Here is a 22,572-nt window from a genome sequence, read left to right as displayed (position 1 = left end):
ACACACCCGGGTCCCTTGGCATTCATTATGCGTGGTCCCTCTCCGCTTCCTTTGCATGGATGGGCTCATAATGCTTATAGGCTTTATACCCGGCCCATGCGCTGCCTGCTCCGATTAAAATGAAGACGCCGCCGATGACCAGGGTCAGGACGGAGTGGAACAGAATCATTTGGTTTACTCCGTACAAAAGCACCAGCGCGCCTAATGCCATACTTGATTTAGCCGAAAAACATTCCTTCTCCAGCGCCCGTTTCGTCTGGATTCCTTTTACTTTGTAATACACGTAAAAGCAGGCAGAAAGCCCGATGAGAAAAACAAAAACCAGCATAAATGAAATCCTCCATTATATGAGTTTGCAAAACCGTTTATACCGTTGCTGAAAGATTTTCCTTTTCCATGGATAAAGAGTATGATTAAATGAATAAAAACGAAAAGGAGAAAACGATGAAATCCGAACTGATCAGAACCATATCATTATATGACACCATTATCTTACATAGACATGTGAGGCCTGACCCGGACGCCTACGGTTCACAGTGCGGCCTTACGGAAATCCTGCGGGAAACGTATCCCGAAAAAAATATTTTTGCCGTCGGACAGCCTGAACCGTCCTTGTCTTTTTTATATTCCCTCGATGAGGTGGATGACGAAACCTATAAAGATGCTCTTGTCATCGTGTGCGACACCGCAAACCAAGGCAGGGTCGACGATCAGCGCTACCATTCCGGCGCAAAGCTCATGAAAATAGACCACCATCCAAATGAAGATCCGTATGGCGATCTGTTATGGGTCGATACGAATGCAAGCTCCGTAAGCGAAATGATCTATGAGCTGTACCTGGAAGGAAAGCAGCACGGCTGGAAACTGAATACGAAAGCAGCTGAGCTGATCTACGCTGGTATCGTCGGTGATACGGGGCGCTTCTTATTCCCGAACACCACAAAAAAGACATTAAAATACGCGGGAGAGCTCATTGAGTTCCCATTTTCATCGTCAGAGCTGTTCAATCAATTGTATGAAACAAAATTAAATGTGGTGAAGCTTAACGGCTTTATTTATCAAAATGTGTCACTGTCTGAAAACGGCGTCGCTTCCGTTTTCATTAAAAAAGACATTTTGGAGACATATGGAACCACTGCTTCTGAAGCGTCGCAGCTTGTCGGAACACTCGGAAATATTTCGGGTATCCGCGCTTGGGTGTTTTTCGTAGAAGAAGACGATCAAATCAGAGTCCGGTTCCGTTCAAAAGGTCCGGTCATCAACGGAATTGCCCGGAAATACAATGGCGGCGGACATCCGCTTGCGGCCGGCGCATCCATCTTCAGCTGGGATGAAACCGATCAGATTCTTGCTGATCTGGAAGAGGTATGTAACGAACACAAGTAGAGGGGAGACCCTCTTTCTTAGTGTTCATCTGTCACGGGGATGAACCAGCAGCCGAATTCAGTCAGGTCTTCGTAGACGCGGAGATTACAGATTTGGAGTTCTTTTTTTATGAGGGAAGCGAGTGTGTCTGTTTCTGCATATGCGGAATAGCCTTGTCTGATTCGGGCTGCATGATCTTTTGCCAAGCGGCGTTCACTAAAAACCTCCATTTTCCCTTCCTCCCTTCAGAATCGTTGAAAATGTCTCATCTACAGTTTATAAAAAAGCGGAGAAAAAAGCGACAGATCTATGGAAAATTTTTAAAAATGACATAATTACGTCGCAAAAGAAATATGAATTTCGACAGACAATCTCGTATAAATCGTCAGTTCCTTTACTTCAGCTTTAAATTCCTTCTCATTTATGGTGTATATTTTGTTTTCAATCGTCCGTTTTAAAAGCTCCTTTGTTTTATACACGCTTTCAATATCCTTTGTGATGACTTCAGAAATATTATCTTTCACCTGTTCCTCAAATTTCATCTTGTCAGGCTGGGCGATTCTGTATTTTTCCCAATTAATCAGCTTCACATCAACACTTTGGATGAGAAGTCTTTGCTTATTATCCTCATTTAATTTATGAAGATCTTTCTGATAGATGGAGATTTGGTTTTTTAAATCCCGCGCGTGCTCCCGCTGCTTTTCAATTAACGTCACCTGTTCTTCCTGAAACGTTCCGTATGTAAACAGAAAGAACAGCCAGCTGATGATGGCTCCGCACATCATTCCCGCAAAAAAACGCTGCCATCCCGGTTTTTTATAATACTCGGGAATTCTCATGATGACATATTCTCCTGGGTCAGCCATGAAATAATCAGCCAGCCGGTCTGCGCGCCGCCCATTGCTGAAATAATTAAAAGAAGCTGTTTGAAGATGTCGCGCGTGTTGCCTTCAAACAGCCCCCGCTCGAAACTGTATACCGCGTCAAATGTTCCCCCGATGGCCGCGACAAGCGCCCAGATCTTCAGCCTGTTCGCCAATTTTGTGATCGCCGTCAGCGGAGGCTCGCCTGATAAATAAGCTCCGAGGCCGCCGATCAGCGCGCCGCCGAGCAACACACCGAGGGCGATAAAATAACTGCTGATGAAATTCGCCATAAAGCCGGCTTCCTGATCCATATATACACCACCTCACTTTTCTATCATATTGAGCGAAACGGACAAGTATGATGATGAGTCAAAAAAGAACATTTGTTTCTTAAGAAAACCCGTCTTATAATGTAGAAAGGCAAAATGAACGTATGGGAAAGGAGTGGCGGCATTGTCTTTTGTTCACCTGCAAGTACATAGCGGCTACAGCCTGTTAAACAGCGCCGCTTCTGTAAAAGAGCTTGTTACACAAGCGAAGGAACTCGGATATTCATCATTGGCGCTGACCGACGAAAATGTGATGTACGGCGCCATTGAGTTTTATAAAGCATGCAAATCAAACGGAATTAAGCCGATTATCGGTCTGACGGCTTCTATATACACGGACGATACGGAGCTTGAAGCACACCCGCTCATTCTTTTAGCGGAGACAAACACCGGTTATCAGAACCTGGTGAAAATCTCAAGTGCGCTGCAATCCATGGCAAAGGGCGGCATGAAGCGAAAATGGATGAAGAGCTATCATGAGGGGCTGATCGCCATTACGCCCGGTGAAAACGGGTACATTGAAAGCCTGCTTCAAGCCGGGAAGTTTGAAGAAGCGGTCCGGGCTGCCGAAGGATTCCGGGAGCTGTTCGGAGACGGCCGTTTTTATTTAGGGTACCAGCCGTTTAAAGGACATGAGACGTTATCAGAAGAGATTCTCCGCCTGTCAGCCGAGACGGAAATCGCTGTCTGCGCTGCGGGGGATGTCCGCTATATCAAGAAAGAAGATCAAGATGCGTACCGCTGTCTGTGCGCTATTAAAGCCGGAGAGAAATGGGAGGATCAGAGCGGGAATCTGCCGGACTTATACTTGAGGACGCCTGAAGAAATGGCAGAGCTTTACACGCGGCATCCGGAAGCGGTTGAAGCAGCCGCCCGTATCGCCCGGCAATGCCGGGTCGATGTCAGCCTCGGACAGACACAGCTTCCGTCTTTTCCGGCGCCGGACGGCAAATCAGCCGATGACTATTTGGCGGAGATCTGTCATGAGGGGCTGCGTCTCCGTTTCGGCACTCCTGATGAGCGGGCTGTCCGCCGGCTTGAATATGAGCTGGACGTCATCAGGCGCATGAAATTCAGTGATTATTTTCTCATCGTATGGGACTTTATGAAGTACGCGCATGAAAAGGGCATTGTGACAGGCCCGGGAAGGGGGTCCGCGGCAGGCTCGCTTGTCGCTTACTCGCTTTTCATTACCGACGTGGATCCGCTTAAACATTCTCTGCTGTTTGAGAGATTTCTTAATCCCGAGCGGATCAGCATGCCGGATATTGATATCGATTTCCCTGATACGAGAAGGGATGAGGTCATTCAGTATGTGCAAAATAAGTACGGGGCCATGCACGTCGCCCAGATTATCACCTTCGGGACATTGGCCGCAAAGGCGGCGTTAAGGGATACCGGGAGAGTGTTCGGAATCAGCCCGAAAGAAGCCGACCAGCTTGCCCGCCTGATCCCGTCGAAACCGGGAATGACGCTTGAGGAGGCAAGGCGGCAGTCCGCTCAGCTGAACAGGCGGCTGTCCGAATCCGCCGTTCTTCATAAAGTGTTTCAGATCGCAAGGAAAATCGAAGGTCTTCCGAGACACACGTCAACACACGCGGCCGGGGTCGTTCTCAGTAAAGAGCCGCTTTCGGAAGTTGTCCCTCTTCAAGAAGGGCATGACGGCGTGTATTTAACGCAGTATGCGATGGATCACCTGGAAGATCTCGGTCTTTTGAAAATGGACTTTTTAGGTTTGCGCAACCTGACGCTTATTGAATCCATTAAAACGATGATTGAAAAAGAGACGAATACGAAAATTGATTTTTCCGAGATTTCTTATCAGGATGAAAAAACGTTCTCGCTATTGTCAAACGGTGATACGACGGGTATTTTCCAGCTGGAATCATCAGGGATGAGAAACGTGCTGAAGCGCCTGAAGCCGTCAAGACTGGAAGACATTGTCGCGGTTAACGCGCTTTACAGGCCGGGACCGATGGAAAATATTCCGTTATTTATCGATCGGAAGCACGGACGGGCGCGTGTGGAAGTGCCGCACGAGGACGTAAGAAATATTCTCAGTGACACTTACGGCGTCATCGTCTATCAAGAACAGATAATGATGATCGCCTCGCGCATGGCAGGGTTTTCATTAGGTGAAGCGGATCTGCTCAGACGGGCTGTCAGCAAAAAGCAAAAGGACATTCTGGACAGAGAGCGAAGCCATTTTGTTGAAGGGTGCTTAAAAAAGGAGTATTCTGTAGTCACTGCAAACGAGGTCTACGATCTGATTGTAAAATTCGCTAACTACGGATTCAACAGAAGCCATGCTGTCGCATACAGCATGATCGGCTATCAGCTCGCCTATTTAAAGGCGCATTATCCGCTATATTTTATGTGCGGGCTGTTGACGAGCGTCATCGGCAATGAGGACAAAATATCGCAATATCTGCATGAAGCGAAGGGGAGCGGGATTCAAGTCCTTCCGCCGTCAATAAACAAAAGCGGTTTTCCGTTTGCGCCGGAAAACGGAGCCGTCAGATACAGTTTGCGGGCCGTTAAAAACGTAGGCGTCTCGGCAGTGAAAGATATTTATAAAGCAAGAACACATAAACCGTTCGAGGATCTTTTCGATTTCTGCTTTCGCGTACCTGCAAAAAGCGTGAATCGGAAAACCATCGAAGCCCTTATATTTTCTGGCGCCATGGACGAATTCAATCAAAATCGCGCCGCCTTGCTGGCCTCCGTTGATGTGGCTTTAGAGCACGCTGAACTTTTTCGTGCAGACGATGACCAAATGGGATTGTTTTTGGAAGAATCGTTTTCCATTAAGCCAAAATATGTAGAGGCTGAGGAATTTCCGCTCGTGGACAAGCTTCGGTTCGAAAAAGAAGCTCTCGGTGTTTATTTCTCAAGCCATCCTTTGTCTGCTTTCAGGGATCTCCTGAAAAAACGGGGGGCGCAAACGATCACAGCAGCGCGGCAGATGCCGAAGGGACAGCTGTCAATCGGCGCTTTGCTCGCGGGCATTAAAACGATTCGGACAAAGACAGGTCAGCATATGGCGTTTCTCACATTAAGCGATGAAACGGGAGAAATGGAAGCCGTCGTGTTTCCTGACCAATATAGAAGGCTGTCTCCGCTGTTAAAAGAAGGCGCGCTTTTATTCGCCGCCGGAAAAATGGAAGAGCGTCAGGAGAAGACACAATTCATCATGTCATCCGCCTCTCTTCTTGAACAGACGGAGGCAGACAGAGCGCCGTCTGTTTACATCAAAATCGAAGGCAGCCGGCACAATCAGGAGTTTTTGGAAAAGATGAAGCGTATTTTACTGGAGCATAAAGGGGAAACCGGCGTTTATCTATATTATGAAAAAGACAAGCAGACGATCAGGCTGCCGGATACTTTTCATATTCAGGCGGACCATCAGGCGTTATACCGTTTAAAAGAGCTGCTGGGCCGCGAAAACGTCGTGTTAAAATAGTGGTAACAATAATCGTTTTGTTATACAATTGAAACAATTGTGCTATCTTATTTAAAGATTCTGAAATTTTTCACCTCCAGCGATTGTACCAGTCTATGCGGCAGAATATGTAACAAAGTACTTAAAGGAGTGTTTAGAATGTCATTAAGAGAAGAAGCGTTACATTTACACAAAGTAAATCAAGGAAAGCTGGAATCAAAAGCAAAGGTAGAAGTCAGAAACGCGGACGACTTAAGCCTTGCCTACTCTCCCGGAGTAGCTGAGCCTTGTAAAGAGATTTATGACGATAAAAATAAAGTATATGATTATACAATGAAGGGGAACATGGTAGCAGTCGTAACAGACGGATCAGCCGTTCTCGGTCTCGGTAATATCGGGCCTGAAGCTTCACTTCCGGTCATGGAAGGGAAAGCGGTGCTGTTTAAAAGTTTCGCGGGCGTGGATGCATTCCCGATCGCGCTTGACACAAACGATGTGGACAAAATCATTGACACTGTGAAGCTGCTTGAACCGACATTCGGAGGTGTCAACCTTGAAGATATTGCGGCGCCGAACTGCTTCATTATCGAAGAGCGCCTGAAAAAAGAAACAAACATTCCGGTTTTCCACGATGATCAGCACGGCACTGCCATCGTAACCGTTGCCGGACTTGTAAACGCCCTGAAATTATCAGGAAAATCCATGTCATCCATTAAAGTTGTGGCAAACGGAGCGGGAGCGGCAGGCATCGCGATCATTAAGCTTCTTTACCATTTCGGCGTACGCGACATCGTGATGTGCGACTCTAAAGGAGCGATTTACGAAGGGCGTCCGGCCGGCATGAACGCGGTGAAAAACGAAGTGGCCAAGTTTACAAACCAAGACCGCAACGACGGTTCGCTGCAGGATGTCATTAAAGATGCAGACGTCTTTATCGGCGTATCAGTCGAAGGCGCGCTGACGAAAGAAATGGTGGAGAGCATGGCGAAAGATCCGATTATCTTCGCAATGGCCAACCCGAATCCGGAAATCATGCCTGAAGACGCGCGCGCAGCCGGCGCTAGCGTAATCGGAACAGGCCGTTCTGATTTCCCGAACCAGGTTAACAACGTGCTGGCATTCCCTGGAATTTTCCGCGGGGCGCTTGACGTTCGCGCGACTCACATCAACGAAGAAATGAAAATTGCTGCGGTTGAAGCGATTGCTTCCCTTGTTTCAGAGGAAGAATTAAGCGCTGATTATGTCATCCCGGCTCCGTTTGACAAACGCGTGGCTCCTGCCGTTGCGAAAGCTGTTGCGAAAGCAGCGATGGAAACGGGCGTCGCCAGAATTACGGTCGATCCTGAAGAAGTGGCTGAAAAAACAAGACAGCTCACAGTCATCGGCGAATAATAACACAAAAATTGAAATGGCAGCGCGTTGGAAAAAACAACGCGCTGCTGTTCAATATACGGACTGCTGGCATTTTTTTAAGGGCAGGTCTTAAAAAAATTTCAGCAGAATCCTTATTTCTTTTGAAAACGCTGACAGATAAGGCTGAACAACGCTTTTTACGGTATGAAATCCGTCCGTTTCCGTCTGTTTTGCAGCAAAAAATGTCGAATGGAGGATGACACCGTTTGACAAAAAAAGTACAATAGTTTCGGTAAAGTTATTATTAAGTCTATCTAATCGGAAGACATGCAGTGAAGAGAACCCTTCACAAAAGGGAGGTAATCATTTGTTAAAGGATATATTCACAAAAAAGAAAAAATATGCTTCCGTGCCGTCTGAGCAGGCAAAACATGATGTTCCGGAAGGCATTATGACAAAGTGCCCCAAATGTAAAAAAATCATGCTCACAAAAGAGTTAGATAAAAACCTGCGCGTCTGCATGAACTGCGGGCACCATTTCCCGATGAATGCAAAGCAGCGCATTGAAAGCCTCCTGGATGAAGATTCATTCGAAGAATTCAACCAGGGAATGATATCTGAAAACCCGCTCGGTTTCCCGGAATACTTAGAAAAAATCGAAAAAGACCGTGAGAAAACATCGCTGAATGAAGCGGTGGTTACCGGCAAAGGAACCATCAGCGGATTCCCTGCCGTGATCGCGATCATGGATTCAACATTCCGAATGGGCAGCATGGGTTCGGTTGTCGGCGAAAAAATCACGCTTGCAATTGAAAAAGCAAAAGAGGAAAAAGTCCCGTTTATCATCTTTACCGCTTCCGGCGGCGCACGTATGCAGGAAGGGGTCTTAAGTCTTATGCAAATGGCAAAGACAAGCTCTGCATTAAAACTGTTCAGTGAGGAGCAGGGACTGATTATTTCTGTCATGACCCACCCGACGACAGGCGGCGTATCGGCCAGTTTCGCGTCTCTCGGTGATTATAATTTCGCTGAACCGGGCGCCTTGATCGGATTTGCAGGAAGACGTATTATTGAACAGACGATCGGGGAAAAACTGCCGGAAGATTTCCAGACGGCGGAATTTTTATTAAAGCACGGCCAGCTTGATGCGGTGATTCACCGAAACGACATGAAAGACAAACTCGCATTTCTGCTGGACATGCACCAAACAGGAGGTGAGCATGAGTGGCTGCAAGATTAGAATTTGAAAAACCGGTGATTGAACTGCAGACGAAAATTGCCGAACTGAAAAAATTCACCCAAGATTCGGAGATGGATTTAAGCGCTGAAATCGCAAGGCTTGAAGACCGGCTCAGCAAGCTCCAGGATGAGATTTATAAAAACCTGAAGCCGTGGGACAGAGTGCAGATCGCACGCCTTCCCGACCGGCCGACGACGCTTGATTACATTCAATACCTGTTTACCGACTTTTTTGAGTGCCACGGAGACAGAACATACGGAGATGATGCTGCGATTGTCGGCGGAGTCGCCAAATATCACGGCATGCCGGTCACCGTCATCGGACATCAGCGCGGAAAAGACACGAAAGAAAACCTTGTCCGCAATTTCGGGATGCCTCACCCTGAGGGCTACCGCAAAGCGCTTCGTCTCATGAAGCAGGCGGATAAGTTCAACCGCCCGATTATCTGCTTCATCGACACGAAAGGAGCGTACCCGGGTAAAGCGGCGGAGGAACGGGGACAAAGTGAAGCCATCGCCAAGAACCTGTTCGAGATGGCCGGCCTGACAGTGCCTGTCGTTTGTATCGTCATCGGGGAAGGCGGCAGCGGAGGCGCGCTTGCGTTAGGTGTGGGCAACCGCATGCTGATGCTTGAGAACTCGACGTATTCCGTTATTTCTCCTGAAGGAGCCGCGTCCATTTTGTGGAAAGACTCCAGCCTTGCGAAAAAAGCGGCCGAAACCATGAAGATTACTGCGCCCGATTTATTAGAATTAGGAATTATTGATGATATGATTAAAGAAGTGAAGGGCGGAGCTCACCATGATATCAAGCAGCAGGCGGGCTACATTGACGGTATTCTTAAAGAAACGTTAAAATCTCTTCTTCGATTGAACGCCGAAGAGTTGATCTCACAGCGCTATGAAAAATATAAAGCAATCGGGAAAGTTTCGGTTGAGGATCAATATATCGGGGTAAACTGAATAGACGTGAAGCCTATGGCTCACGTTTATTTTTTGTGATTTTTGTGATATTCCTTAAATTTTATTTAAAAACAATTTATTTAATTGTATAATAGGTAAGGTTTCATGGGAGCTCAGGCGTCCCTTTTCATTGTTTTAGGGCAATGATCATGATATGTTTAACATATATAGTTGCTGAGGTGAATAGGAAATGAAGCGTATAGGAGTTTTAACGAGCGGCGGGGATTCCCCGGGTATGAACGCTGCGGTGCGCGCGGTTGTGCGGAAAGCTATCTACCACGACGTCGAAGTGTACGGAATTTATAACGGTTATTCAGGATTAATCAGCGGGAAAATAGAAAAACTGGAGCTGGGTTCGGTCGGTGACATCATCCACCGCGGCGGAACAAAGCTGTATACGGCCAGATGTCCTGAATTCAAAACAGTTGAAGGCCGTGAAAAAGGAATCGAAAATTTAAAGAAACTCGGCATTGAAGGTCTTGTCGTCATCGGCGGAGACGGTTCATACATGGGTGCGAAAAAATTAACGGAACACGGGTTTCCGTGTGTAGGTGTACCGGGTACGATAGATAATGACATCCCGGGAACTGATTTTACGATCGGATTTGATACGGCGTTAAACACCGTAATTGATGCGATTGATAAAATCCGTGACACCGCTACGTCTCATGAGCGTACATACGTTATTGAAGTGATGGGGCGCCATGCGGGCGACATTGCTTTATGGGCAGGTCTTGCAGGCGGAGCGGAATCAATTTTAATTCCTGAAGCGGACTACGATATGGAGGAAATTATCGGCCGTTTGAAGAGAGGGCACGACCGCGGCAAAAAACACAGTATCATCATCGTTGCAGAAGGGGTAGGCAGCGGGGTTGAATTCGGAAAACGCATCGAAGAAGAAACGAACCTTGAAACACGGGTATCCGTTTTAGGGCACATCCAGCGCGGCGGATCTCCAAGCGCTTCTGACCGGGTTCTTGCAAGCCGCCTCGGCGCTTACGCGGTTGAGCTTCTGCTTAAAGGAAAAGGCGGACGCTGCGTAGGTATACAAAACAACAAGCTTGTAGACCATGATATTATAGAAATTTTAGAATCAAAACATACTGTTGAACCAAACATGTATCAGCTTTCAAAAGAACTGTCTATTTAAGGCGGAAGAAGCTGAAGATTTCAGAAGGAAGTGAACGAGTTGAAAAAAACAAAAATCGTTTGTACAATCGGTCCGGCCAGTGAAAGTGTAGAAATGCTGACAAAATTGATGGAAGCGGGTATGAACGTTGCTCGTCTGAATTTTTCACACGGTGATTTCGAAGAGCACGGCGCAAGAATCAAAAACATCAGAGAAGCCAGCAAAAAGCTCGGCAAAAACGTGGGGATTCTCCTCGATACGAAAGGTCCGGAAATCCGCACGCACGATATGGAAAACGGCGCGCTTGAGCTTCAGGCGGGAAATGAAATTATCGTTTCTACGAAACAGGTGCTGGGAACGCTTGAAAAATTCTCAGTTTCTTATGAAGGCCTGGCAGACGACGTGTCAGCAGGGTCTATCATCCTGCTGGATGACGGTTTAATCGGATTGGAAGTGCTGGAATCAAATCCGGAAAAACACGAAATCAAAACAAAAATCTTAAACAGCGGCACGCTGAAAAATAAAAAAGGCGTAAACGTTCCCGGCGTCAGCGTCAACCTTCCCGGAATTACTGAAAAAGACGCCAAAGACATCATATTCGGTATCGAGCAAGGCGTTGATTTCATCGCTGCGTCATTTGTACGCCGTTCTACGGATGTCCTGGAAATCCGCGAACTGCTTGAAGAGCATAACGCGTCTGACATTCAAATCATTCCTAAGATCGAGAACCAGGAAGGCGTGGACAACCTGGATGCGATCCTGGAAGTATCTGACGGCCTAATGGTAGCGCGCGGAGACCTCGGCGTAGAGATTCCGGCCGAAGAAGTGCCGCTCGTGCAAAAAGAAATGATCAAAAAATGCAACGCGCTGGGCAAACCGGTTATTACTGCGACACAAATGCTAGACAGCATGCAGCGCAACCCTCGTCCGACACGTGCTGAAGCAAGTGACGTTGCCAACGCCATTTTCGACGGCACAGATGCGATCATGCTTTCCGGTGAGACGGCTGCGGGACAATATCCTGTTGAGGCGGTTCAAACAATGTTTAACATCGCCACACGCACGGAAGAATCTCTGAACTATAAAGAAATTCTGTCTAAACGCAGAGATCAGGTCGGCATGACGATTACCGATGCGATCGGCCAATCAGTTGCGCACACGGCGATCAATCTGAGTGCGGCAGCTATCGTGACGCCTACAGAAAGCGGCCATACGGCGCGTATGATCGCGAAATACCGTCCGCAGGCTCCGATTGTAGCCGTTACGGTTAATGAGTCTGTATCACGCAAACTCGGCCTTGTATTCGGTGTATTCCCGTCAAGCGGCCAAAACGCGAATTCTACAGATGAAATGCTTGAAGACGCGGTTCAAAAATCACTTGACAGCGGCATCGTGAAACGCGGTGATCTGATTGTCATTACAGCAGGTTCTGTCGGTGAATCAGGCACGACGAATCTGATGAAAGTCCACACTGTCGGCAGCATTATCGCGAAAGGGCAAGGCATCGGACGCAAATCTGCATTCGGTCCGGTCGTTGTTGCAAAAAATGCGAAAGAAGCTGAACAAAAAATGACAGACGGCGCAGTATTGGTTGCTTCAAGCACTGACCGCGACATGATCGCTTCACTTGAAAAAGCATCAGCGCTCATCACTGAAGAAGGCGGTCTGACAAGCCATGCAGCCGTTGTCGGTTTAAGCTTGGGCATTCCGGTTATCGTCGGCCTTGAGAACGCAACTTCAGTTTTAACAGAAGGACAGGTTATCACAGTTGACGCTGCCCGCGGCGCTGTGTATGAAGGCCGCGCAAGCGTTCTTTAAACAGCTTTAAAAAAGAGAGGGGGGTTCTCCCTTCTCTTTTGTCTTTAGGTTGATTTTCCTATTCCCATGCGGGCGGTGACGCGCTTTTAGAAGGGCAGGAGGGCAGAAAAATGAGAGTGTTATTCTTACTGTTTATCGTATGTCCGGCAATTGAAATCGGTTTGTTTCTGCTGGCGGGAAAATGGCTCGGTATTTTTCCGACCTTCCTTCTCATCATTTTGACAGGCGTGTTAGGCGCTTTGGTGGCAAAAAGACAGGGAACCGATGTGTATCATCGGGTGATGCGCGACCTGCAGCACGGCAAAATGCCGGGGGAAGCGCTTCTTGACGGAATATGCGTCTTTTTCGGAGGCCTGCTTTTGATGCTTCCGGGTTTTCTGTCCGATATTGCAGGGGCCTGTCTTCTGATTCCGTTCACTCGGAACCGCATGAAGCCGCTTTTGTTCAAATGGCTGAGAGGGATGTCAAAAAACAAGCGGATCATTATCAAATAAAAAACGGCAGCCTTCTTACAGGGCTGCTGTTTTTATTTGGATTGAACAGTAATATAGGCCCATATTTCTTTTAGAGCGCCCGTTGTGATAAAGGCCTGAATGAAAACGAGCAGCGCGGGCCCGGCAGCCAGTCCTAAAAATCCGAACAATTTAAAGCCGGCAAACAGGGCGATTAAGGTCGCAAGCGGATCAAGTCCGATTGACTTGCTTAAAATTTTCGGCTCCGTCAGCTGGCGCTGAATGAGAACCACAATATATAAAACACCGAGACCGATCGCTTGAGGAAGCTGACCGGCAATGGCCAAATACATAATCCAGGGAACAAAGACCGACCCGGCGCCGAGATACGGGAGCAGATCAACCAGGCCGATAAAAAAGGCGATGGTTGCCGCATGCTCAATCCCTAAAAGAAAAAGTCCGATAAAGACAATGATCATCGTGAAAAGTATGAGCACGGCCTGCGCCTTAATGAAACCTGCCATCGCTTTTTTCAGCTCTCCCGATACGGCCTTGGCGTTTGCCGAAACCCGTTCCGGAAAAATGGAATAAAGCAGCGCCTTCAGCTTATGCCAGTCCTTTGTCATAAAAAAAGTCGCCAGCATTGCGAAAATGAAGACGGCAGCTGTATTGGGAAGGAAGGCAATCCATTTCGGCACCAGCTCCAAAAGATGTGAAAGCATGAGCCCCGCATTTTTAGCGGCTGTATCACCGAGGGTCTGAATATGCGTCACGATGGAAGCCTGCTGATTGGTTTCCAGCCCGTTAAATAGGACGGTCAGCTCGTGGTACAATGGCTGAATGCGGGAAGTGAACAGCTCTTCGCAATACGTCATAAAGGCGCTGATATGGGGAGGGAGCGTTTTGGCCAGATAGGCGGTTCCCGAAATGATTTCCGCAACGAGAAATGTTGCCGCGCCGAGAAGAATAAGCAAAAAGAAGACCAGGACAATGACTGTATTGACTGACCGGGGCAGCCCCGTCAGTTTGTCCAGCCAGTCAACAACGGGAATGATCGCTGATGACAGAATAAGGGCGATCAGAAACGGATAAGTTAACGGAAATGAGGCGTAACCGGCCGCTAAAGCGCCGCCGGCCGCAGCGAGTACAAACAGCGCGCGGAAAAAAACAGTTGCATAGTGCGGATTCACATCGATCCTCCTCTCGGTCGGCACGTCCTATTACATTAGTTTATTCGTCAAAAAAAAGGATATGATTACAGATATGATGAAAGAGGGTGCTTTCAGGATGTTTACACAGGCGAATTTATTTTTACTATTATTGCTGGCCATCGCATTGGTAGCCAAAAATCAGTCATTGCTTTTTGCCGTCGGCTTTCTCATTGTGATAAAAGCTGTCGGTCTTGATCAGAAACTATTTCCGGTTATTCAGTCAAAAGGCATCAACTGGGGGGTCACCGTCATTACAATCGCCGTTTTAGTGCCGATTGCCACAGGTGATATCGGTTTTAAACAGCTCGGAGAAGCGATGAAATCATATTATGCGTGGATCGCTCTCGGTGCCGGGATCGCGGTTGCCTTAATCGCCAAAAACGGTCTCACTTTATTGGAAAACGACCCTCATATTACAACGGCGCTGGTCATCGGCACGATACTTGCCGTCGCGCTTTTCGGAGGCGTCGCCGTCGGCCCGTTAATCGGCGCCGGAATCGCCTACTTGGCCATGCAAATCGTTAAAATATTCACTTCATAAAGTAAAAAAGCGGCGTAAAGCTGCTTTTTTTTGCGGGTGAAAATAAGAGTTTGCAGGGCATTTTGTAGTTCAGACAAATGCCATTTGCATTATTCCGAGGAATGAAGTGGCTTACCATGTAACAAAGAACTTCGGAATCGCCGGCGCATATTGTGCGATGACAGCGGATGCAGTAAGGCGGTTCCAATTGATGAATGGATTAAAAGCTGATGGAATTTATGCACTTGAACCAAATTAAAACTTGAAGTGTTGTTAAAATAAGCGGAGACCCTTTCCTTCAATTTGAAAGTTTGTTAAATTTATAATGAGAATGAAAAAACACAATTCGGTTGGTAGTCCGGATGCATTATTTAAAATGTCAGTAACCTTCCCCTCCTCGGGATGTCCATCATTCTTCAGTAAATTTAGGAGGAGGGAATCGTTATGAAATTAACGGTTTACTACGATGGTCAGTTTTGGGTAGGAGTCATTGAAGTTGTGAATGATGGGAAATTAAGAGCAGTTCGTCATTTGTTTGGAAAAGAGCCCAAGGATTCAGAAATCATGCATTTTGTTCATAATCAACTTTTACAGACTCTCTCCCGCACTGAACAAACAGGGGTTTGTGTTAAAGCAAAATCTAAGAAGTTAAACCCAAAAAGATTACAACGGCAAGCTTCTAAAGAGATGAAAAATATCGGGATATCAACTAAGGCGCAAAAAGCGATAAAACAGGAGCTTGAAGCAAGAAAAGAAAAGAAAAAACAACTGAACAGAAAACAAAGAGAAAAAATAAAGGAACAAAAATATTTAATCAGAAAACAAAAAGCAAAAGAAAAGCATAGGGGCAAATAGTTGGAGAACCCGAAGCCCTTCGATTAAAAAGTTGAGCGGCATCAGTTTTTTCTTCGGACTGATTTAGAAAAAAGAAGCAGAAATCGAGCCCTTCTCGAGATGAGGAGGGTTTTTCTGCATTTATTTAACTTCACCTACATCAGTAAATGAGTCAGTTTCAATTGATGAACGGTTTGATGAGGATATTTACGGGCCGACAACAGCGCAAATGCAGTCAAACGATTCCATTCCATGTACGGGGAGCCAACTAAAACCAAGACATGGATTTCCGAAGCTGATCCGAACATTGATTCAGTCGAGTAAACAAAATCCCTCCTTCTCCGGTAAAGAAGGAGGGATTTGCGGTGAAGTTGTTGCGCCTGTCCTTTTAAAGTTTCCCCAAAGCTCCCCCCAAATGAAAACATGAGAATACATGGTTTTACAAAGCATCTGAAAGCAAGCGATTAAATTTATCAACGCCAAGCCTTGATATATAGGGCTTTTAAAACATTTTTAGTTAAAAGTCTACAAATTAATCAGATTATTGTTTATAATAAGAATAGGCTTAAACTTAAATAAGCTTATAAGAATTTGTTATGTTCCTCTATAAGCATACCGGTTATGTAACCGCAACCAGTGAAATGTAAGCATTTTCTTAAAGGGGAAAGGGATTGTTTGCATGACTCATTTTAAGTAAGCCGTATGTTTTATATACTCTTTAAAGGGGAATTTTGATTGAAAAGGAGAGGTTGAATATGACAGCAACACGCGGTCTTGAAGGGGTTGTAGCAACAACATCATCTGTAAGCTCTATTATCGACGATACCCTTACATATGTAGGGTACGATATTGACGACTTGACAGAGAATGCAAGTTTTGAAGAAATCATTTATTTGCTGTGGCATCTGCGCCTGCCGAATAAAACGGAACTTGCTGAACTGAAAAAACAGCTTGCGAAAGAAGCTGCCGTTCCACAAGAAATCATTGAGCACTTCAAATCCTATCCCCTCAATAACGTACATCCAATGGCTGCGCTCCGGACGGCGATTTCATTACTCGGTCTGACTGACAGTGAAGCCGATGTCATGAATCCGGAAGCGAACTACAGAAAAGCCATCCGTCTGCAGGCGAAAGTGCCGGGCATTGTCGCCGCTTTCTCAAGAATCCGCAAAGGACTTGATCCTGTTGAACCGAAGGAAGAGTACGGAATCGCGGAGAACTTCCTTTACACCTTAAACGGTGAAGAGCCTTCTCCGATCGAAGTGGAAGCGTTTAACAAAGCGCTCATTCTTCATGCGGATCATGAGCTGAATGCATCAACATTTACGGCGAGAGTATGTGTCGCCACCTTATCTGATATTTACTCAGGCATCACTGCCGCAATCGGCGCTTTAAAAGGACCGCTTCACGGCGGAGCCAATGAAGCCGTCATGAAAATGCTGACAGAAATCGGCGAAGTGGAAAACGCCGAGCCTTATATCCGCAGCAAAATGGAGAAAAAGGAAAAAGTAATGGGCTTCGGACACCGTGTGTATAAGCATGGAGACCCGCGCGCCAAACACTTAAAAGAAATGAGCAAACGCCTGACGAATCTGACGGGTGAAAGCAAATGGTACGAGATGTCAATCCGTGTCGAAGAAATCGTGACGTCGGAGAAAAAACTTCCGCCTAACGTTGATTTCTATTCCGCATCTGTCTACCACAGTCTCGGCATTGATCACGATCTGTTCACGCCGATCTTTGCGGTCAGCAGAATGTCAGGATGGATCGCCCATATTCTTGAACAATACGATAACAACCGCCTCATCCGCCCGCGCGCTGATTACACGGGTCCGGATAAGCAGACTTTTGTTCCGATTGATGAAAGAGCCTGATCAAACGGGAGGCTGGTGATTTTCATGTCGTTAGCCTCTTGTTAATCAAGCCCGGATTGGTTTACAATTTTGATAGAATCTTGAGAAAAGTCATTTTATTTTTTATACAAGAAAAATAAAATGTTTTCTAAATATGAATTACATACTGGGAGGTAATATTGTGTCACAAGGTGAAAAAATTACAGTCTCTAATGGAGTATTAAACGTACCAAATAATCCGATTATCCCGTTTATTGAAGGCGACGGCACAGGCCCTGATATTTGGAATGCCGCTTCTAAAGTATTGGAAGCCGCTGTTGAAAAAGCATATAAAGGCGAGAAAAAAATCACGTGGAAAGAAGTTTATGCCGGTGAAAAGGCTTATAATAAAACAGGTGAGTGGCTTCCTGCCGAAACACTGGAAGACATCAGAGAGTACTTCATCGCCATCAAAGGTCCTCTGACGACGCCGGTCGGCGGCGGTATCCGTTCTCTGAACGTGGCGCTGAGACAGGAGCTTGATTTGTTTACGTGCCTGCGCCCTGTCAGATATTTCACGGGAGTGCCTTCTCCGGTCAAACGTCCTGAAGATACGGATATGGTCATTTTCCGCGAGAATACGGAAGATATTTACGCCGGAATTGAGTATGCGAAAGGTTCTGAAGAAGTTGAAAAGCTGATCAGCTTCCTGCAAAATGAAATGGGTGTTAACAAAATCCGTTTCCCTGAAACGTCAGGAATCGGGATCAAGCCTGTTTCTGAAGAAGGCACAAGCCGCTTAGTCAGAGCTGCCATTGAGTATGCGATCGAAAACGGCCGTAAGTCTGTCACGCTTGTCCACAAAGGAAACATCATGAAGTTCACTGAAGGGGCATTTAAAAACTGGGGCTACGAGCTTGCCGAAAGAGAATACGGAGATAAAGTATTCACTTGGGCTGAATATGACCGCATTGTCGAAAAAGACGGAAAAGAAGCGGCTGATAAAGCGCAGAGCGAAGCGGAAGCGGCAGGAAAAATCATCGTCAAAGACAGCATCGCTGATATTTTCCTTCAGCAGATCTTGACCCGTCCGAGCGAATTCGACGTCGTGGCGACAATGAACTTAAACGGAGACTATATCTCTGATGCGCTTGCCGCTCAGGTAGGCGGAATCGGAATCGCGCCGGGAGCGAACATCAACTATGAAACAGGGCATGCGATTTTCGAAGCGACTCACGGAACGGCTCCTAAATATGCCGGCCTTGACAAGGTCAACCCGTCATCCGTCATTCTTTCAGGAGTGCTTCTTCTTGAACACCTGAACTGGAATGAGGCTGCTGACTTGATCATTAAATCTATGGAAAAAACGATTGCTTCAAAAGTAGTAACGTACGATTTTGCTAGATTAATGGACGGTGCAACTGAAGTGAAATGTTCAGAGTTCGGTGAAGAGCTCATCAAAAACATGGACTGAACCTAAAGCAGACTTCTAATGAAGCCAAAAAAGGAGAAGAGAATCATGGGAAAAACACGCAGTAAAGTTTCTGTTATCGGAGCAGGATTTACGGGAGCGACAACAGCCTTTCTTACAGCTCAAAAAGAGCTTGCGGACGTTGTGCTCGTTGATATTCCGCAATTAGAAAACCCGACAAAAGGAAAAGCGCTAGACATGCTCGAAGCAAGTCCGGTTCAAGGATTTGACGCGAAAATCACAGGCACGTCCAACTACGAGGACACAGCCGGTTCTGATATCGTCGTCATCACAGCCGGAATTGCGAGAAAACCAGGCATGAGCCGTGATGATCTCGTATCTACAAACGAAAAAATCATGAGAAGCGTCACACGTGAGATCGTGAAATATTCTCCTGACTGCATTATCGTTGTATTGACAAACCCTGTTGATGCGATGACATATGCGGTGTACAAAGAATCAGGCTTCCCGAAAGAACGCGTCATCGGACAATCCGGAGTGCTTGACACTGCGCGATTCAGAACATTCGTCGCTGAAGAATTAAACCTGTCTGTAAAAGATGTGACCGGTTTTGTTCTTGGCGGACACGGTGACGACATGGTTCCTCTCGTCCGTTATTCCTATGCGGGCGGCATTCCGCTTGAAACGCTTATCCCGAAAGACCGTCTTGATGCGATTGTAGAACGCACAAGAAAAGGCGGCGGGGAAATCGTCAACCTTCTCGGAAACGGAAGCGCCTACTACGCGCCTGCTGCATCACTGACTGAAATGGTAGAAGCCATTTTGAAAGATCAGCGCCGCGTGCTTCCGACCATCGCTTACTTAGAAGGCGAATACGGTCATGAAGGCATTTACTTAGGCGTACCGACGATTATCGGAGGAAACGGCCTGGAGCAAATCATCGAGCTTGAACTGACAGACTATGAAAAAGCGCAGCTGAGTAAATCAGTTGAATCTGTCAAAAACGTGATGAAAGTATTGTCATAAGAAAAAAGGGAAGGCTTCCGAATCAGAAGCCTTCCTCTTTTTACAATTAATGAAAGCGTTTTCTTTTTCCCTGAGCGATCCTTTCTCTGAAAATGATCAAAAAGGCGAATTGTCTGAACGGGCAGTATTGGATAAAATGAAATCATAAAGTGATATGCAGCACATAAAATAGAGAAAATTGGATGTCGGGGAAAATAGACAGCGGAGGGCGCAGCATGAACAAAAAAATTTTAGTTGTAGATGATGAACAATCTATCGTTACTCTTTTACAGTATAATCTGGAACGGTCCGGCTATGATGTCATAACCGCATCAGACGGCGAAGAGGCTCTGGAGCTGGCAGAGAATGAAAATCCGGATTTAATCGTACTGGATGTCATGCTGCCGAAAGTGGACGGAATCGACGTCTGTAAACAGCTCAGACAGCAGAAAATGATGGTTCCGATCTTGATGCTGACAGCAAAAGATGAGGAATTTGATAAGGTGCTGGGACTGGAGCTCGGAGCGGATGATTACATGACAAAGCCGTTCAGTCCGCGGGAAGTCACTGCGCGGGTGAAAGCCATTTTAAGAAGGGCTGACATTTCTTCGCTGTCACAAGGCAGAGAAGAGGAAAAGGACGGACAGATCCTCATCGGCGAGCTGAAAATTCTTCCGGAGCATTACGAAGCGTACTTCAAGTCAGAACAGCTGGAATTGACGCCTAAAGAATTTGAACTGCTTCTGTATTTGGGAAAACACAAGGGAAGAGTGCTGACGAGAGATCTTCTGCTGAGCGCGGTCTGGAACTATGATTTTGCCGGGGATACCCGGATTGTTGACGTTCATATCAGCCATCTGCGCGACAAAATCGAATCAAATACCAAAAAACCCATCTATATTAAAACAATCAGAGGTTTGGGGTATAAACTGGAGGAGCCAAAAATGAATGAATAAAGTCCGTGTGCGTCTGTTCGCTTTACTCGTTGTATGTATCATATTGGTTTTCAGTGTTCTCGGCCTTTTTTTACAGCAGCTTATTTCTTCATCCGCTGAAGAAAGAACGGCGGATCAGCTGAAAAAGGAATCGGTATACATAGCGGGCCTTCTTGACACCGGCCGAATCGGCAATAAAAGCAATGAAACGGTAATCCGTGACGCCGGCCGCACCCTCGGTATAAACGTCTCCTTGCTCAACGAGAAGGGTGACGCCGTATATCATTCCGGCAGTCGTGGTGATGATTCAGCCGTAAAGGAGTTCATTTCTCACAATAAAAGCGAGGAAGCCGTACAGTCGAAAAGCAGAGTCATCCGCGGCACTGCCGTAAAAAATGACGCCGGGAAAATTGCGGGGTATGTACTCGTTTCCTCGGATATCAACGGCGGTTCAAGCGTTACCGGAGAAATGTGGGGCATGCTGGCAGCAAGTCTTTGTACCGCTTTTATCATTATCGTTTTCTTTTATACAAACATGACGTCGCGTTACAAAAAATCAATCGACGCCGCGACAAAGGTGGCGACGGAGCTGTCCAAAGGGAATTACGACGCCCGCTCCTACAGCGGTTACGCAAGGCGGTCGGACCGTCTCGGGCGTGCGATGAACAGCCTGGCGGTCGATTTAATGGAAATGACAAGAACGCAGGATATGCAGCGCGATCGTCTGTTAACCGTCATTGAAAATATCGGATCCGGTTTGATTTTAATAGACGGGAGAGGTTTTATCAATCTCGTGAACCGGTCATACACGAAGCAGTTTCATACAAAGCCTGAACGTCTGCTTCGGCGCCTTTACCACGATGCGTTTGAACATGAGGAGATCATTCGGCTTGTCGAAGACATTTTTATGACGGAGACGAAAAAATGCCAGCTGCTCAGACTTCCCATCAACATTGAGCGGCGCTACTTTGAAGTTGACGGCGTTCCGATCATGGGCCCTGATGATGAATGGAAGGGCATCGTCCTCGTTTTTCACGATATGACGGAAATTAAAAAATTGGAGCAGATGAGAAAGGACTTCGTCGCCAATGTCTCCCATGAACTGAAAACACCGATCACCTCGATTAAAGGATTTACGGAAACACTGTTAGACGGAGCGATGAAAGACGAAAAGGCGCTTTCAGACTTTCTGTCTATCATTCTGAAAGAAAGTGAGCGGCTCCAATCTCTCGTGCAGGATTTATTGGATTTATCCAAGATGGAGCAGCAAAACTTTACGATGCGCGTAGAGTCCTTTGATGCTGCAAAAATTCTGCATGAAATTGAGGCGCTTTTGCAGCATAAGGCTGAGGAAAAAGGCATCAGCTTTCAGCTCGATCTCCCGGAAGAGCCGATTTTTGTGACGGGTGATGCGCACAGGCTGAAGCAGGTATTTTTGAATCTGGCGAACAATGCCCTGACCTACACGCCTGAAAAAGGGACGGTGGGGATTTCGGTACATGTGAAAGAAACCGTTGTCGATATCAAAGTGTCCGATACGGGAATCGGCATTCAGAAAGAAGAGATCCCGCGGATATTTGAGAGATTCTACCGCGTGGATAAAGACAGAAGCCGCAACTCGGGAGGAACCGGCCTCGGCCTCGCCATCGTGAAGCACTTAATAGAAGCCCATGAAGGTAAAATCGAAGTCACAAGCGAGCCTGGACAGGGAACTGTGTTCACTGTGACGCTGAAGCGGCCGCCGGCAGCGTGATCAGCTTTACAAAGGATTAACAATTTCTTCATGACCTGTTAAACCTATCTTGTTAGGATATAACAGAACCCCTTCATCCAAGGAGCCAATTTTG

The 22,572-nt window shown here is 46.6% G+C and carries 20 protein-coding genes and 1 pseudogene; 16 read left to right on the top strand and 5 right to left on the bottom strand.

The window, feature by feature from the left end; genetic code table 11:
* Positions 1–25 precede the first annotated feature (25 nt).
* Positions 26–328 carry a YtpI family protein gene (locus HAP68_RS13585; RefSeq protein ID WP_003152434.1) on the bottom strand — a complete coding sequence of 101 codons (303 nt, stop codon included), beginning with the start codon at positions 326–328 and terminating at the stop codon, positions 26–28.
* Positions 329–444: 116 nt separating this feature from the next.
* Here HAP68_RS13585 and HAP68_RS13580 point away from each other — a divergent pair, with 116 nt between their 5' ends.
* Positions 445–1,386 carry a DHH family phosphoesterase gene (locus HAP68_RS13580; RefSeq protein WP_003152435.1) on the top strand — a complete coding sequence of 314 codons (942 nt, stop codon included), beginning with the start codon at positions 445–447 and terminating at the stop codon, positions 1,384–1,386.
* A gap of 17 nt (positions 1,387–1,403) precedes the next feature.
* On the opposite strand, the gene HAP68_RS13575 is transcribed toward HAP68_RS13580, so the two are convergent.
* From HAP68_RS13575 to ytrH, 3 genes are all read right to left on the bottom strand, one after another.
* Positions 1,404–1,595: a YtzJ family protein gene (locus HAP68_RS13575; RefSeq protein WP_003152436.1), complete on the bottom strand. Its 192-nt coding sequence runs from the start codon at positions 1,593–1,595 to the stop codon at positions 1,404–1,406.
* 105 nt (positions 1,596–1,700) lie between these two features.
* Positions 1,701–2,204 carry a sporulation membrane protein YtrI gene (ytrI, locus tag HAP68_RS13570; protein ID WP_003152437.1) on the bottom strand — a complete coding sequence of 168 codons (504 nt, stop codon included), beginning with the start codon at positions 2,202–2,204 and terminating at the stop codon, positions 1,701–1,703.
* Positions 2,201–2,542: a sporulation membrane protein YtrH gene (gene ytrH, locus HAP68_RS13565; protein WP_003152438.1), complete on the bottom strand. Its 342-nt coding sequence runs from the start codon at positions 2,540–2,542 to the stop codon at positions 2,201–2,203. Before ytrH ends, ytrI begins: the two co-directional genes overlap by 4 nt.
* Positions 2,543–2,684: 142 nt before the next feature.
* Here ytrH and dnaE point away from each other — a divergent pair, with 142 nt between their 5' ends.
* From dnaE to HAP68_RS13530, 7 genes are all read left to right on the top strand, one after another.
* Complete coding sequence (gene dnaE / locus HAP68_RS13560) at positions 2,685–6,023, top strand: DNA polymerase III subunit alpha (protein WP_024085684.1); 3,339 nt, start codon at positions 2,685–2,687, stop codon at positions 6,021–6,023.
* 138 nt (positions 6,024–6,161) lie between these two features.
* Positions 6,162–7,394 (top strand): NADP-dependent malic enzyme, encoded by a 1,233-nt coding sequence (gene ystJ / locus HAP68_RS13555; protein WP_003152440.1) that lies wholly within the window; start codon positions 6,162–6,164, stop codon positions 7,392–7,394.
* Positions 7,395–7,722: 328 nt separating this feature from the next.
* Complete coding sequence (accD, locus tag HAP68_RS13550) at positions 7,723–8,595, top strand: acetyl-CoA carboxylase, carboxyltransferase subunit beta (protein ID WP_003152441.1); 873 nt, start codon at positions 7,723–7,725, stop codon at positions 8,593–8,595.
* Entirely contained in the window at positions 8,580–9,557 is a 978-nt protein-coding gene (accA, locus tag HAP68_RS13545) for an acetyl-CoA carboxylase carboxyl transferase subunit alpha (protein WP_003152442.1), read from the top strand. The genes accD and accA overlap by 16 nt, the downstream gene beginning before the upstream one ends.
* 190 nt (positions 9,558–9,747) lie before the next feature.
* Positions 9,748–10,707 (top strand): 6-phosphofructokinase, encoded by a 960-nt coding sequence (gene pfkA, locus HAP68_RS13540; RefSeq protein ID WP_003152443.1) that lies wholly within the window; start codon positions 9,748–9,750, stop codon positions 10,705–10,707.
* A gap of 39 nt (positions 10,708–10,746) precedes the next feature.
* Complete coding sequence (pyk, locus tag HAP68_RS13535; RefSeq protein WP_014305569.1) at positions 10,747–12,504, top strand: pyruvate kinase; 1,758 nt, start codon at positions 10,747–10,749, stop codon at positions 12,502–12,504.
* A 110-nt stretch (positions 12,505–12,614) separates the two neighbouring features.
* Complete coding sequence (locus HAP68_RS13530; protein ID WP_012118168.1) at positions 12,615–12,998, top strand: FxsA family protein; 384 nt, start codon at positions 12,615–12,617, stop codon at positions 12,996–12,998.
* Between the two features lie 32 nt (positions 12,999–13,030).
* On the opposite strand, the gene ytvI is transcribed toward HAP68_RS13530, so the two are convergent.
* The gene (ytvI, locus tag HAP68_RS13525; protein ID WP_024085683.1) at positions 13,031–14,146 is read right to left on the bottom strand and encodes a sporulation integral membrane protein YtvI; all 1,116 of its coding nucleotides are present in this window, start codon (positions 14,144–14,146) and stop codon (positions 13,031–13,033) included.
* Positions 14,147–14,243: 97 nt separating this feature from the next.
* On the opposite strand from ytvI, the gene HAP68_RS13520 reads away from it, so the two are divergent.
* The 8 genes and pseudogenes from HAP68_RS13520 to pnpS all read left to right on the top strand — a co-directional run bounded on the left by HAP68_RS13520 (position 14,244) and on the right by pnpS (position 22,478).
* On the top strand, positions 14,244–14,708 hold the full coding sequence (locus tag HAP68_RS13520) for a DUF441 domain-containing protein (RefSeq protein ID WP_003152447.1): 465 nt from the start codon (positions 14,244–14,246) through the stop codon (positions 14,706–14,708).
* A 124-nt stretch (positions 14,709–14,832) separates the two neighbouring features.
* Positions 14,833–14,969: pseudogene (locus HAP68_RS19815) on the top strand (peptidoglycan-binding domain-containing protein); the annotation flags it as partial.
* Between the two features lie 162 nt (positions 14,970–15,131).
* Positions 15,132–15,542 carry a YjdF family protein gene (locus HAP68_RS13510; protein ID WP_015387862.1) on the top strand — a complete coding sequence of 137 codons (411 nt, stop codon included), beginning with the start codon at positions 15,132–15,134 and terminating at the stop codon, positions 15,540–15,542.
* Positions 15,543–16,276: 734 nt separating this feature from the next.
* On the top strand, positions 16,277–17,395 hold the full coding sequence (gene citZ / locus HAP68_RS13505; RefSeq protein ID WP_003152453.1) for a citrate synthase: 1,119 nt from the start codon (positions 16,277–16,279) through the stop codon (positions 17,393–17,395).
* A gap of 160 nt (positions 17,396–17,555) precedes the next feature.
* On the top strand, positions 17,556–18,827 hold the full coding sequence (gene icd / locus HAP68_RS13500) for an NADP-dependent isocitrate dehydrogenase (RefSeq protein WP_003152454.1): 1,272 nt from the start codon (positions 17,556–17,558) through the stop codon (positions 18,825–18,827).
* Between the two features lie 45 nt (positions 18,828–18,872).
* Positions 18,873–19,811 carry a malate dehydrogenase gene (mdh, locus tag HAP68_RS13495; RefSeq protein WP_003152455.1) on the top strand — a complete coding sequence of 313 codons (939 nt, stop codon included), beginning with the start codon at positions 18,873–18,875 and terminating at the stop codon, positions 19,809–19,811.
* 215 nt (positions 19,812–20,026) lie between these two features.
* Positions 20,027–20,746: a response regulator transcription factor gene (locus tag HAP68_RS13490; RefSeq protein ID WP_003152457.1), complete on the top strand. Its 720-nt coding sequence runs from the start codon at positions 20,027–20,029 to the stop codon at positions 20,744–20,746.
* The gene (pnpS, locus tag HAP68_RS13485; protein ID WP_015387864.1) at positions 20,739–22,478 is read left to right on the top strand and encodes a two-component system histidine kinase PnpS; all 1,740 of its coding nucleotides are present in this window, start codon (positions 20,739–20,741) and stop codon (positions 22,476–22,478) included. Before HAP68_RS13490 ends, pnpS begins: the two co-directional genes overlap by 8 nt.
* Positions 22,479–22,572: the final 94 nt, after the last annotated feature.

It is taken from the genome of Bacillus sp. Bvel1, from assembly GCF_014872755.1.
GTDB classification, from domain to species: Bacteria; Bacillota; Bacilli; order Bacillales; family Bacillaceae; genus Bacillus; species Bacillus velezensis.
This window is presented reverse-complemented; position numbering and strand designations above follow the sequence as displayed.